The sequence below is a fragment of the Streptomyces sp. NTD91 genome, from assembly GCF_059510455.1.
Genome location: NZ_JCAJZW010000001.1, coordinates 251,062 through 263,819, shown reverse-complemented (window position 1 = coordinate 263,819; position 12,758 = coordinate 251,062). Strand labels below are relative to the sequence as shown.

Annotated in this window: 12 protein-coding genes and 1 pseudogene; 9 read left to right on the top strand and 4 right to left on the bottom strand. The window is 69.3% G+C overall.

The features are described from left to right. Positions 1-47 precede the first annotated feature (47 nt). The 4 genes from AC5WRT_RS01205 (at position 48) to AC5WRT_RS01190 (ending at position 2,250) form a co-directional block, all read left to right on the top strand. Positions 48-476 carry a hypothetical protein gene (locus tag AC5WRT_RS01205; RefSeq protein WP_496091745.1) on the top strand — a complete coding sequence of 143 codons (429 nt, stop codon included), beginning with the start codon at positions 48-50 and terminating at the stop codon, positions 474-476. A 100-nt stretch (positions 477-576) separates the two neighbouring features. After that, complete coding sequence (locus AC5WRT_RS01200) at positions 577-747, top strand: hydrophobic protein (protein ID WP_496091744.1); 171 nt, start codon at positions 577-579, stop codon at positions 745-747. A 292-nt stretch (positions 748-1,039) separates the two neighbouring features. After that, positions 1,040-1,885, top strand: coding sequence for an RNA polymerase sigma factor SigF (locus tag AC5WRT_RS01195; protein ID WP_496099845.1), 846 nt, complete (start codon positions 1,040-1,042; stop codon positions 1,883-1,885). A gap of 161 nt (positions 1,886-2,046) precedes the next feature. Continuing rightward, positions 2,047-2,250: an alpha/beta fold hydrolase gene (locus tag AC5WRT_RS01190; protein ID WP_496091742.1), complete on the top strand. Its 204-nt coding sequence runs from the start codon at positions 2,047-2,049 to the stop codon at positions 2,248-2,250. A gap of 256 nt (positions 2,251-2,506) precedes the next feature. On the opposite strand, the gene AC5WRT_RS01185 is transcribed toward AC5WRT_RS01190, so the two are convergent. Further along, positions 2,507-3,937 (bottom strand): selenium-binding protein SBP56-related protein, encoded by a 1,431-nt coding sequence (locus AC5WRT_RS01185; RefSeq protein WP_496091741.1) that lies wholly within the window; start codon positions 3,935-3,937, stop codon positions 2,507-2,509. 1,038 nt (positions 3,938-4,975) lie between these two features. On the opposite strand from AC5WRT_RS01185, the gene AC5WRT_RS01180 reads away from it, so the two are divergent. Then, the gene (locus AC5WRT_RS01180; RefSeq protein WP_496091740.1) at positions 4,976-5,635 is read left to right on the top strand and encodes an MSMEG_1061 family FMN-dependent PPOX-type flavoprotein; all 660 of its coding nucleotides are present in this window, start codon (positions 4,976-4,978) and stop codon (positions 5,633-5,635) included. Positions 5,636-5,658: 23 nt separating this feature from the next. On the opposite strand, the pseudogene AC5WRT_RS01175 reads toward AC5WRT_RS01180, so the two are convergent. Continuing rightward, positions 5,659-5,847: pseudogene (locus AC5WRT_RS01175) on the bottom strand (deoxyxylulose-5-phosphate synthase); the annotation flags it as partial. A 443-nt stretch (positions 5,848-6,290) separates the two neighbouring features. Beyond that, positions 6,291-6,881, bottom strand: coding sequence for a class I SAM-dependent methyltransferase (locus AC5WRT_RS01170; protein WP_496099844.1), 591 nt, complete (start codon positions 6,879-6,881; stop codon positions 6,291-6,293). A gap of 685 nt (positions 6,882-7,566) precedes the next feature. On the opposite strand from AC5WRT_RS01170, the gene AC5WRT_RS01165 reads away from it, so the two are divergent. After that, complete coding sequence (locus tag AC5WRT_RS01165; protein WP_496091738.1) at positions 7,567-8,748, top strand: mannosyltransferase family protein; 1,182 nt, start codon at positions 7,567-7,569, stop codon at positions 8,746-8,748. Positions 8,749-9,207: 459 nt separating this feature from the next. On the opposite strand, the gene AC5WRT_RS01160 is transcribed toward AC5WRT_RS01165, so the two are convergent. Then, on the bottom strand, positions 9,208-9,801 hold the full coding sequence (locus tag AC5WRT_RS01160; protein ID WP_496091736.1) for a TetR/AcrR family transcriptional regulator: 594 nt from the start codon (positions 9,799-9,801) through the stop codon (positions 9,208-9,210). 107 nt (positions 9,802-9,908) lie between these two features. Here AC5WRT_RS01160 and AC5WRT_RS01155 point away from each other — a divergent pair, with 107 nt between their 5' ends. The 3 genes from AC5WRT_RS01155 (at position 9,909) to AC5WRT_RS01145 (ending at position 12,737) form a co-directional block, all read left to right on the top strand. After that, positions 9,909-10,712, top strand: a complete 804-nt coding sequence (locus AC5WRT_RS01155; protein ID WP_496091735.1) for an alpha/beta hydrolase — start codon at positions 9,909-9,911, stop codon at positions 10,710-10,712. Between the two features lie 667 nt (positions 10,713-11,379). After that, the gene (locus tag AC5WRT_RS01150; RefSeq protein WP_496091734.1) at positions 11,380-11,601 is read left to right on the top strand and encodes a hypothetical protein; all 222 of its coding nucleotides are present in this window, start codon (positions 11,380-11,382) and stop codon (positions 11,599-11,601) included. Positions 11,602-12,548: 947 nt separating this feature from the next. After that, positions 12,549-12,737: a hypothetical protein gene (locus AC5WRT_RS01145; protein WP_496091733.1), complete on the top strand. Its 189-nt coding sequence runs from the start codon at positions 12,549-12,551 to the stop codon at positions 12,735-12,737. Positions 12,738-12,758 lie beyond the last annotated feature (21 nt).

The following is a 12,758-nucleotide window of genomic DNA, read 5'->3' as shown; positions in this document are numbered from 1 at the left end:
CGGCGCGACGAACACGCGCTGCCGAAGGACGGAGAAGGTGCCTGCGCATGTCACACCACGCCGCGACGACGCCGGAGAACACCTGGGTTGCCAGGTGGGCCGGAGCCCTGCTGTGTCTTGTGGTCGCCGCCATCCATGTCGTGGACCAGGGCGGCATCACGACGACGAGAGACCCTTACTACATCGGCGTTGCCTACCACGTTCTGGAGATCGCAGCCGTGGTCGCAGCGGTGCTGCTCCTCATGGGAATCGTCCGACTGGGGTGGTTGCTCGCCGCCGGGGTCGCAGTCGGCCCCCTGCTGGGTTACATCCTCTCCAGAGGTCCGGGACTGCCCCACTACAGCGACGACGTCGGCAACTGGACGGAACCGCTCGGGCTGGTCAGCCTGGCCGTGGAAGGAGCCCTGCTCCTGGTGTCGGTGCCGGTCTTCGTGCGAAGCCTGCGCTGGGGAAACCGAGTTCCGCTGTCGCGGTAGCCCGCTTGTGCCCCGGCTTTCCCTGCACGAACAAGGCGCCGACCGGCGTATGAGTGGCAGAACGCAGGGCACATGGTCGGCCAGGAGGTGGTAAACGACCATGGTTCCCCTGCTTCTCGTCCTGCTTCTCGCCCTGCTGCTCTTCGGTGCCGGCTTCGCCGTCAAGGTTCTCTGGTGGGTCGCCGTCGCCGTGCTGGTGGTGTGGCTTCTCGGTTTCGTCGTGCGTTCCACCGGCGCCGGCGGCAGCCGCGGGCGCTGGTACCGATGGTGACCTGATCCGACCCGGACAGCGCACGCCCTTCCACAGGGCCCGGCCGACACGTGACATGGCCGGGCCCTGTGCGCATGCCGTGCGAGCGAAACCCGTCACGCGACGGACGACCGCCGGAGGAAGCCCGCACACCCTCCTTCCGAATCCCCGCCCGCGGCACCCGCCCGATCTCACCCGGCCGACGGCACAGCCGCCGTGCGGGGCATGGTCCGAGGTGGCGGGGGTACGCGGCCTTCCGTCGGCCTGTGGCGGGCCGACGACGCACGGGGGAACGGATGGGGAGGGAAGCACCATGGCGACAGTGACAGCGTCCGGTACGGACACGGAGACAGCGAGCCGGCCGGAGGTTGCCGACCCGACGAAGGTCGCCCCCAAGGACGCCCGTGAACTGTCCCGGTCGTTCTTCGACCGGCTGGCGACGTCGGAAGAGGGCACGCCCGAGTACAGCTACGTCCGTAACACGCTGATCGAGATGAACATGTCCCTCGTCCGCTACGCGGCCGGCCGGTTCCGCAGCCGTGGCGCGGAGGAGATGGAGGACATCGTCCAGGTCGGCATGATCGGCCTGATCAAGGCGATCGACCGGTTCGAGCTGACACGGGAGGTGGAGTTCACCTCCTTCGCGATCCCCTACATCGTCGGTGAGATCAAGCGGTTCTTCCGCGACACCACCTGGGCCGTACACGTGCCCCGCCGCCTGCAGGAGGCCCGGGTCCAGCTCGCCCGAGCCACCGAAGAACTCCGCAGCCGTCTCGGCCGCACGCCGACGGTGAAGGAGCTGTCGGAACTGATGAGTCTTCCCGAGGAGGAAGTCGTGGAGGCCCGGCTCGCCTCCAACGGCTACAACTCCACCTCGCTGGACGCCGCCCTGAGCACGAGCGAGGACGGGGAGACCGCCCTGGCGGACTTCATCGGCGTCGACGACCAGGCGTTGGAACTGGTGGAGGACTTCCACGCGCTCGCCCCGATGATCGCCGCTCTGGACGAGCGCGACCGGCAGATCATTCACATGCGGTTCGTCGACGAACTCACTCAGGCACAGATCGGCGAACGCCTCGGTGTCTCCCAGATGCACGTCTCCCGCCTGCTCTCCCGCTGCCTGGCCGGCCTGCGTGAAGGCATGCTCGCCATGGGCTGACACCCGGCCCAGCACGCCCCCTCCCCGCGGGCCCGTCATCGCGGGGAGGGGGCGTCACCATGTGCTGCTCGCAGCTTCCCGACGCCCCCGGTCTGCGAGGATGAGTCGTATGGACGTGCGCGGCAGGAACCAGGTCCGGGCGGCCGGACGGGCCTGCGGTGATGCTGGCGCACGGGTTCGGATGCGACCAGAACATGTGGCGTCTGGTGGTGCCGGCGCTGGAGCGTGAGTTCACGGTGGTGCTCTTCGACCATGTCGGAGCCGGCCGCTCCGATCTGTCGGCGTGGAGCGAGGACCGCTACTCCAGCCTGGACGGTTACGTGGACGACGTGCTCGCGGGATCAGCGGCATCGCGCTCGAGATGAAGGCGGCAGCCGGCAGCCGGCTGCCGGTTCCGGTGACCTCCATCAACCGGTCCGGCCCCGGCTGCGGCCGACCCGTGCGCGGCGTACTGCCCCTCCCACCCGCGAAGGGTGCCCGGCACTGTCCGTGACGCAGCGGCCAGGAGGGGCGCCGACCGTCCCGGCCCCCGCAGCGCCGCTGCCCAGGACACGGAGAGCATGTCCCCTTCCTGCCAGGGCGGCGGGCTCACAGGTGCGGTGCCAGGGCGAACCGGTTCCGTCAGCGGCGGTAGCAGTACGAATCCGACGAGGCGTCGCCGCCCTGCAGGCGCGTCTGGTGCACGCGCAGGCCGAGGAAGTCCGCGCCGTGCGGGAAGAAGCGGCTGTCGACCGAGAGCCCTCCGTGCGAGGTGTCGGCGTCGAGTTTGACCATCCACGGGTCGATGCCCGCGGGATAGAACTGTTCGTCCCAGGCGGCGTACAGGGAGTTGGTCAGGTACACGCGTCGCCCGTCGCGGCTGAGCTCGACCATCTGCGCTCCGCCCGTCAGCGGAATGTCCGGCTCGGCGGGGTGCGGCTGCCGGCCGACGATGCCGCCGAGGCGCATGGCCGCGGTCTGCCTCGGCCGGAACGGGTCGCTCACGTCGTACTGGAGCAGGTCGCCGGTCCCCCATGCGGACACGTACAGCCAGTGATCGTCCACCGACAGGTCGATGTCGGTGATCAGTGGGGGCACCGCGCCGAACGGCTGCAGCGCCGGGGGCAGGTCCGCCGTCTGCGCGGGCTCGGCCGGAACGGTGATCACCTTGCGGACCACGAAGTCCTCGCCCTCCCGGTTCCACAACCACACCGATGCCGACAGGTCCTCCACGTCGACCACGGTGTTGGTGAACCCCCACGTCGCCTCGGGATCGTGCGCGGGGCGCAGTTCCAGCACCATCTGGTTCTCGTCCCCCAGATCGACGCGCTGCAGGTGCCGGCCGGAGTCGAGCTCCCAGAAGTGCACGCAATGGCCGTACCGACGGCCCAGCAGCAGTTCGGGGACGAGACCGTCCTCGATCATCGAGGGGGCGCCCCACTCGCTCGTCACGGCGATGTTCTGGCGCAGGTGCCACCAGACGTCGTAGGCGAATCGCTGCGGCCCGCGGTCGCTCTCCCAGGCACGCAGGACCTCGAAGCTCTCGTGGTCCAGCAGCGCGACACCGCCGGGCCCGTCCGCGCCGTCCGCGCCGCCCAGGCAGGACAGGAAGACTCCGTCGGGACCACAGTGCAGTGTGTGCGGGCGTGAATATCCGGCCTTGGCGGCCAGCTCCTCGGGCTCGATCACCTTGACCAGGCGGGGTCGGGAGGGATCAGGGGTGGTGTCGAACACGTGCAGCCGGGACGAGCGCAGTCCCGGGACGATGAGGTAGCGGCGAGCAGCGTGGTGATGACCGGCGTGCGCCAGCGCGCTCGAGCAGGCGTTCCAGCCGAAGTGGTGCAGTTCGTTGCCCAGGTCGGGTAGCTCGGCATGGGAGGTCACACGGCCGTACGCGGCGGATTCGGGGTCGGTGTCGACGGTGAACAAGGCGTCCGCGCGCTGTGCGGCCGGGTCGAATCCGACGACATAGGCGAGCTTCTCCGGGGGTGCGGCGACGGCGTCCGCCGGAGTGCGGTACAGGGTGGGGTCACTGTGGCCGTCGCGGTCGTGAATGTGCTCGGTCGTCCTCATGGCCTGTTCCTTACTCCCGAACGGGAGCCCGGTGCCGGATGAACTCCCGACACAAAGTCCGGCTCATTCGGTCGGGATCGACGTGCAGACGAGGAACGGAATGGCAGGTGCACATGCCGCACATCGAGCGTTTCACAGCCCTGGAGGTCTGCCAAGGCGGCAGTGTGACGCGCGACCGCCTGAGGGTGCACGGGCTTTCGGCCGCTGATGCGCGGCGACGCCGGCCCGAGCGGCCGGGTCCGGCGTGAAGGACGTCCAGGAGGCGATCGGCCACCATCACGGCCGACACGTGGACTTCGATCCACCCGGCGCTGCTGCATGCTGCGGCAAGGGGTGCGGTGGCGTAGCGGACCGCTGCGGACCGTGCGCCGGAAAGGGCTCACCGTCAGCCAGGATCGAGGACACGGCGAGGCCCCTTCCCCGGGGTGCGGAAGCCAGCGCACGCACAAGCAACACCGACGATCTGCGCCCGCGAGCTGTCCCCACGGTACGGACGCGGGCAGGCCGTCAGCGGGCTCGGCTTCAGCGCGCAAGCCGGGCAGATCTGCGCCCTGCTCGGCCCGGACGGTGCGGGCGAGACCTCCACGACGCGGATGGCTGGTCGGCCTCTCTTCCCCGGACACCGGCAGGGCACGCATCCTGGGCGAGCCGGTCGGCCTGGGCGCGGTCGTGCTGCCCGGAGTCGGCGTTCTCATCGACGGCCCCGCTTTCGTGCCGCACCTCAGCGGCCGGGCCAGCCTGCGGCTCGTGTGGTCGGCGACACGACAGGCATGGCCGCCCCCTCCGCTTCGGACGGCGCCCTGGACCTCGTTGGGCTCGGCGAGGCGCTCGACCACAAGGCGGCGTGCCACCCGACGCGGGGTGAGTTCTGCGACCGACTCGCCCGGATGCCGGCGCGACAGCACACAGGCAGGATGGGGCATGGCGCCGCGCGGACGTGTTTGATCTTCACATACCGGACAGCTCGCACGGGTGTCTCCGTGCCCCCGCACTCACCGACCAGGATCAATCGAAGGTGGGCCCATTAGGGTCCGAGACATGACGACACCCCTTGCCGGCAGTGCCTTCGACTCGCTCCGCCTCGACGCCGTGGCCGACCAGGAGGCGTTGCGCCGGGTCTACGAACTCCCCAGCGCCGCCGCCGTGCGCAAGCAGATGACCGAACTCACCGAACAGACTCGACGGTTGATCGGATGCGCATCACTGGTCCTGGTCGCCAGCGTCGACGCCGAGGGAAACTGTGACGTTTCCCCGCGCGGCGGCCCCGCCGGGTTCGTCGCCGTCCTGGACACACGGACGGTGGCGATACCGGACGCGACCGGCAACAAGCGTCTGGACACCCTGCAGAACGTCGTCGCCACCGGACGCGCCGGGCTGCTGTTCGTCGTCCCGGGGCGCACCACGACGCTCAGGGTGAACGGCCGGGCCTGCGTCTCCACCCACCCGGAGCTGCTGTCGCGGCTGACCGCCGTGGGCAAGCCGCCGGCCAGTGCGCTGGTGCTGGGGATCGAGGAGGTCTACCCGCACTGCCCCAAGTCGCTCCTGCGCAGCGGGGCCTGGAAGCCGGAGCAGTGGCTGCCGGCGGACGCCCAGCCGACCTCGGCCGAAGTGACGCTGGCCCAGTTGCGAATGCCGGAGCTGACGATCGCCGACATCGAGCAGGCGGAGGCGGACTCGCTGAAGTACCGGTACGAGTAACGGGCCGACCAGCGATTGCTGCACAGCAGCACGGAGAGGGTGCGCCAGGCGGCGGTGTCCCGCCTCTTGGGTGCCGCGAAGGCGGAGCCGACATGGATCAGTGGTCCGGCGCAGCGTGGACAGACCCGGTCGTGGTCGTGGTATCCGGGGCAGGGCTGCTTGTACGAGGCCCGGCAGGGCAGGCAGACGTACGAGGTCTTTCCATGCGCCATGCGGGAAGGGCAGAGCCACGGCAGGGTCGGGCTCGACAGATTTCCGGCATGCTGCGCAGGCTCTTCAGAGTCAGCCGGCCGCGGGGGACGGGCGGGGCGGCGACGACGGCCGCCGACCTTGGGCGCCAGTGCTCTTCTGACCCGCTGCGATGGTGCGTAAGCGTCCGTGCTCGTCCGCCGCTGTCCGTCCGCGTTGGCACGCAGTCGGACACTCGACTCGACACTGCTGCTCACGTCCGGGGCCAGTGCTCGGATCGGGCTCGTGCAGCGCGGCGAGTTCCTTCGGGTCTTCGCGGCCATGACGTGAGCCGGGCGTTACGGCGATGGCCGCGACCCCTGGCCAATCGGGGGCCTGTCAGGACGCGGCCAGGAGCCCGCCGCCGGTGAGCCGGGATTGATGTGCCTGTGGCGACGCGTTCCGGCACGTGTTGTCCTCGGTGGGGTCAAAACGCGCGGAAGTCCTCGAAGGAAGGCTCGAACGAGGAGGCAGGCAAGCGATATGCCTTGCACCGGGCCCGGTGTCCGCCCTGAGGTCCGACGCCGATCGTCTCGCCGGGGAAGGCGTCGGGGACCACCGTCCATCCCAGGTTCTGCTCGTAGTACTGCACCGCCGTGTGCACGGACGGCCACCAGTCGTCGTCGACGACGATCAGGCCCCCGGGGCGGACGATCTTGCGCAGGAAGTAGAGATCGACGAAGACTTCGTGGAACCGGTGACTGCCGTCCACGAATGCCGCGTCGGCGACGAAGCCTTCGGTGAGGAGCTGCGGGAGCGCGATCGACGAAGGAGCGAGCATGAGCGTGGCGATCGAGTCCAGCCCCGCAGAGCACAACAGCTCCCAGCCGGCGTTGGAGTACTCGCGTTCTTGAAACGGGTCGATGATGACGTGCCGGGGGAGTGGACGGTTGACGGTTGTCAGCGCCTCACCGATGGCGAGCGCAGAACTGGCGTACGCGAGACCGACCTCGACAACCTTCTCGGCCCCCTCGGAAACCATCAGATCGCGCAACTGGTCGCAGTGCTGCTCGGGCACCGTGACGGTCTCGAAGTCCCCCTCTCGGTCTCGCGTCCGTGGCGGCCCCTCCTGCGTGAGTCGGCGTCGCACCTCGCGGACCCGCTTCGCACGTTCATCCGTGTTCGTCATGCTCGCGACTCCTCCGTGGTACGGCAGCACCACACCCTCACCATAGGAGGGATTCGAACCTGTGGGCGTTCGTCTCTGGAAACTGCGGCGACGGTCAGGACCATGCGGCCCGCCCGCCGGGGACACCAGCGCAAAGGCCCCGGACCGATGATGGTCCGATCCGGGAGCCACGGCGCTCGTCGGGCTCCAGGCGCAGGCCGTCGGTCGGCGCCTGGAGCTTCGCGCGCCGACGGCGGTCCGCGTCTTCCCACCGGCGCTGCTGGTGGTTGTCGCGACGGTGGCGCGGCATGGTGGTTCCTCGCGACCCGGGGAACGCTGGACGGTCATCCCGGCGACTCGGGCCTTTGCCCCCGCGAAGAACGGTCCGCCCCGGTGGCCCGACCGGATCCGCGATTGACGTCGCGAAGCATTCAGCGAGCAACGCTTGCCCCTGAGGCGGCGGGCAGCGGCCCTGCACAGCAATGTTTCGGTGCTTGTGTCTCTTCCCGGGGGAATACACGACTGGCCTAGCGTTCCATGGGTTTTCGGCACTGCCCGCCTAGGCTGTGGCCTCACGGCCGCGCAGGGAGTGAGGGTGACCAATCAACTCATCGAGCACAAATTCACATCGACGCGCGGGAGGGTCGACCGGCGGCGATTTCACCTGAGTCTCACGGACAGAGTCGTACTTCAGGCTTATCTGCTCTTCCATGCAGGGGTGTGGATCACCGTATATGCCGCTGGATGGCTGTTCGCCGACGATGGTGAATCCGCTCCCGCCCTCCCGATCCTGTCCCGCTGGGCGCGATGGGACGCCACCCTCTTCAGCAGCATCGCCAAAGAGGGGTATTTCCCGAACGGTGCGGCCGCCAAGGACGCTCGTGAGGCATTCTTTCCCGGCCTTCCGCTGTTGTTGCGCTGTGTCCATCCGGTCATCCCCGACTGGGGCGTGGACGGGTTGCTCGTTTCCTTCGTGGCCGGGGGTGTTGCCGCGCTGGCGTTGAGCCGCGTTGCGCAGGCCACGCTGCCCGGGCAAGAAGTGGGGGCGCGTTCCGTATTCTTCCTGCTGGCATCTCCTTGTTCGGTCTTCTTGGTGGCAGGCTATTCGGAATCGCTGTTTCTCTCGCTGGCACTTCCTGCATGGCTCGCGGCCAAGAAGGGCAAATGGCGCCTTGCGGCCGTACTGGCTTGCGCGGCCGGTACCGTTCGCGTGAGCGGACTCTTTCTCGCGACGGCCATGATGGTGCAATTTGCAATGTCCGGGAAGGCGCGCAGCCAAGCGCGCCGCTTGCCGTGGCTGGCCCTTCCTTTCATTCCCGTGCTCGCCTACACGTGTTATCTGTACGCACACACAGGTGACTGGATGGCCTGGATGCATGCCCAGGAGCGTGGTTGGGACCGCGGTTTCCACGAACCCTGGCAGACTTGGCTCAACACATGGAAGGTGGCCTTCTCTTACACTCAGTCGGCTCCTTACGCGTTCATGTTCCAAATGGAACTCGTGGCTGTGACGGCAGGAATCCTGCTGCTCGCCGTTCTGATGAGGCAACGTCTCTGGCCCGAGGTCACCTACGTAGGCTTGAGCTTGTCGGCGCTCGGCACTTCCTACTGGTACATGTCCGTCCCCCGGGCTTCCCTCCTCTGGTGGCCGCTGTGGACTCTGCTGGCAGCGTGGAGCGTGCGGCGCCCATGGGTGAAGAGCGCATATGTTTCCGTCGCCGTTCCGCTGATGACGCTCATCACCGTCACCTTCACTTCGGGAAGGTGGGCCGGGTAACGCTCCCTGCGATTTCCGGTCTGCGGGACGGCCGGCTCCTCGACAGGGCGCCACCCGAGCGCGATCCGGGCCCGCTAAGGCTGCGGTCGGCGACGGGGTGGCGCTTCTCGTCGACCTGGTGCCGGAGCCTGGTGCGGGCCTTCTCGGCCTCGGCCTCCGGCTCGGCCTCCTCGTGAAGGTGGATGTCCTTCTTGATGAGCGGGTCCCGCCCGGCATGGTCCCGCACCTGGAAGCCGACTCCGTCGGGGCGGATGCTGCCGCACTGACGTCTCTCGCTCCGAACGAACAGCGCGCCTACCTCAGAGAGGTAAACGCGCCGCACGAACCTTGGGGCGGCAAAGGCCTGGAGCAACTGGGTGCCCTCCACCGCCTGGTGGAAGCCGCCCGGACGCGGGTTCGCGCTCGAAGGCCTTCCGACGCCTTGGGATGCCCGCAGGTTCCGGAAGTCGTACGACGGGTTCAAGTCGGTGAGGGGCCCGGTCCGCCCAGGGTGGCGTGTACGGCACTCGCCAGAGCGTCCGAGGTGGCCGCCCGGTCGAGGTAGCCGCCGACCATGGCGCCGTCGCGCAGCATGACCAGGGTGGCGGCGGCGGTGGGCGGGTCGGGATGTCCGCATGCGGCGGCCAGGGAGGCGAGGGCGTCGCGGAACCACGCCCGGTGCTCGTCGATGAGTCGGCGGACCGCGTGTTCCGGGTCCGGGTATTCCGCGGCGGCGTTGATGAACGGGCAGCCCCGGAAGCCGGGCCCGCAGGACTCTTCGTGGATGCCGGCGATGAGCAGGTCGAGCACCTGCTGAGGGGCGCCGGCGTCGGTCGAGGCGGCGGCCAGTCGTGTGCGGATGGCGGCGTCGCGGCCGCGCAGATAGGCCAGCACGAGGTCGTCCTTGCTGGGGAAGTGGCGGTAGAAGGTGGCCTTGGGGACTCCGGCCTCGGCGATCAGGCGGTCCACCCCCACGGCGTGGATGCCCTCGGCGTAGAAGAGGTCCGACGCGGTCTCCAGCAGCCGCTCGCGCGGCTTCGGCCTGACGGCGGCGGGGTCGGGCGCGGAATCCATGCCGCCAACGTAACAGACAGGTCTGTTTCATCGCTTGACAGCCGACCGGGCGCACATTCACTCTACATGAGACAGACCTGTCTGTCTTGGAGGAGAGAGTGAGAGCCATGTCCCCGCAGTCCATCGTCCTGATCCACGGCCTGTGGCTGAGCCCGCACAGCTGGCAGCCCTGGATCGACCGCTACGGCGTCCAGGGTCACACGGTCCACGCCCCGGCCTGGCCCGGCATCTCTGAGTTGCACGAGCCGCTCGACCACGACCGGGCCCCAGCCGGCCTGGGCGTGCGGGAGATCGCCGACCACTACGAGTCGTTCGTGCGCACCCTGGCCGGGCCGCCCGTCATCATCGGCCACTCCTTCGGCGGCCTGGTCACTCAGATCCTCCTCGACCGCGGGCTCGGGGCCGCAGGCGTCGCCCTCCACCCCGCCCCGGCCAAGGGCGTCCTGCGTCTGCCGCTGTCCACCCTGCGGGCCACCCGGCCGGTCCTGGCCAACCCCGCCAACCGGCACCGCACCGTCAAGCTCACCGACCGCCAGTTCCACTACGCCTTCGCCAACACGGTCTCGCCGGACCAGGCCGCCGCCGAGCGTGCCCGATGGGCGGTAGCCGGCGTGGGCCGGCCCCTGTTCCAGGCGGGCTTCGCCAACTTCACCTCCGCGGGCCGCGCCGCCACCGCTCTCGGATTCGGCAACTCCGACCGCGCCCCGCTGCTGCTGGTGGCCGGCACGGCCGACCACATCGTGCCGGCGGCGGTCGTCCGCGAGACCCACCGCCGTTACCGCCGGTCCGCCGCGCTCACCGAGTACCGGGAGTACCCCGGTCGTGACCACGGCACCTGCCTCCACCCCGGCTGGGAAGCCGTCGCGGACGACGCCCTCGACTGGGCCCTGCGGACGCGGCGACCCGCGTGACCGAACAACCCCGCTCGATCCGCATGCCGCGAGAGTCCCGGTGCGCGCGACGAGCCGTCCGTTCTCGAAGCGGGCGCAGGCGCGTACGAGCGGCTGAAAGTACGGAGCCTCATCAGGGAGTCGGCCCGGAACGCCGAAGGAGATCCGGAAATCAGGAGTTGATGTCGGTGATGGCCGGTATCGCGGTGGGCGGACCCGGCATCGGGGCCGCAGCACGGAGGCGTCACCGGCTGGGGTGGCCGGCGTCTTCGGAGCGGGTGCGTGATGGCGAACGGTCGCCTTGAGCCCGCTGGGGCGGTGACGGCACCGGGGCTGCCACCTGTCCGCCCGGAGAGCGGTCATCGCAACGCCGTCCGGACGGGTCGGTGATGGACCAACAGGGATGAGGTCGTCATCCGGTCATCCCCTGGCCGGGGTTCGGAGATGACCAGGTCGCTTGCAGGGGCCGATGGCAAGCCCGTCGGCAGCACGCACGCCGGGCCGCCGACGGGGGGCCGCCTGCCGTCGACCTGTTTGCGCTGTCGCCCGCTGCCGACCGGCGCGGGCTGAGCGAGAGAACTGAGGAATCGTTCATGGTTGTTGTGCGCGGCCGCCTGAGACGGCGGCCGCCCAGCAGGGTGACCTGCGCGCGGAGTGGGTCACCGAATCCGACGCCACGTCGATCGCGGTGGCCACCGACGAAAGGAACGGCCCGTTGATCGCGGTCCTGGGCGACGGCGTCGTCGCGGCCAAGCAAGGCGGCGTGAACGCGACGGACTGGGTCACCGAATGGTCCGGCGGCGTCACGTGGGTAGCGGTGGCCACCGACGAAAAGAACGGCCCGTCGATCAGCATCCTGTCCCACGACCCCTACTTCAAGATAGGCAGCCTGACCGCGCTCTGGGTGTAATCGCGTTGGCTGTTTTGCTCCCATGGGAGTGGAGCACCCCCGTGTCCTGCGGCTCCCGACCATGGAGCCGCAGGACGCGGCGTTTCACCAGCCGGCCCACAACCACCGGTCCGACACCACGTAACGGGGCTGACCTCCGGCACGGTTCCAGCCTGACCCCGGGGACCCGAACTCCCTGGTGCTGCCCGGCCACTGCCTCCTCTCGACCACGAGGCAGTCCCTCGGCCGGCAGCCGGCCGCGATGGCCGGCCTCGGGATCCCGAGCGAGCACGCGCTCACGGACAAGAAGACCGGCGCCCCGACCGACCGGCCGGCCTGGATGCGCTGCTGGAGTAAAACCGGCCTGGCGGCGTCGTGGTAGTGCACACCCCCGGAACGGACCGGGCCGGAACCTGCGTCAGCGACTGCCCGTCGCCGGACAGCAGCCTGGCATGCGTCTGGGCCATCGGGTTTGTGCGCGCCGAGGTCGGTGAGCGCGCCGAGGCCCGCGGCCTTCGAACGCTTGACAATCTTGTCGCGGCGGGCAGCCGTGGAGTCGTGGGTGCGGCCGGGGCGTGCGGCAAAGATCCAGAGCAGCTTGCAGGCTCTGCCTGACGGCGCGTGCTCATTCGTTCCCATGCAAGGCCAAAACGCCCCTCGGAGATCACTTCCGAGGGGCGTTGCTGGTGCATCGCGCCTGGTCAGGCACTGTGCCCCCGGCAGGATTCGAACCTGCGACACCCGCTTTGGGAGTGGGATCGAATCCTTGCCGGGGGGTGTCCGAGGCTGCCGCGTGGTGCTGTCTTAGCTGGTCAGCGCCACGGGGCTTCGTGGTCGATCCCGCTCATGACGTCTCGTGCCGGACCGTGCGCTCACGCATCGCGCACGCATGGGAGGGGTGCGCCCAGCTCAGTGCCGGGCCCTGTGAGGAACAGATGGGTGGGGACGTATGGCACTCAGGAATGTGCGTGCCCGGTACGACGGCGTGGGATCCAGCTGAGGACGGTGTCCACCGCGAGGAAGCCGGCGAGCGGGATCCCGAGCAGCGGGACGTAGTAGCCGACGACGTGATCTTCTCGGCCTGGAACGAGCCTGCGTGCAGCAGTCCGGTGACCGCCGCCACGAGCAGGAACGGGGTGACGAACATGCCCGCGTAGAAGTGCAGGCGCAACGCCAGC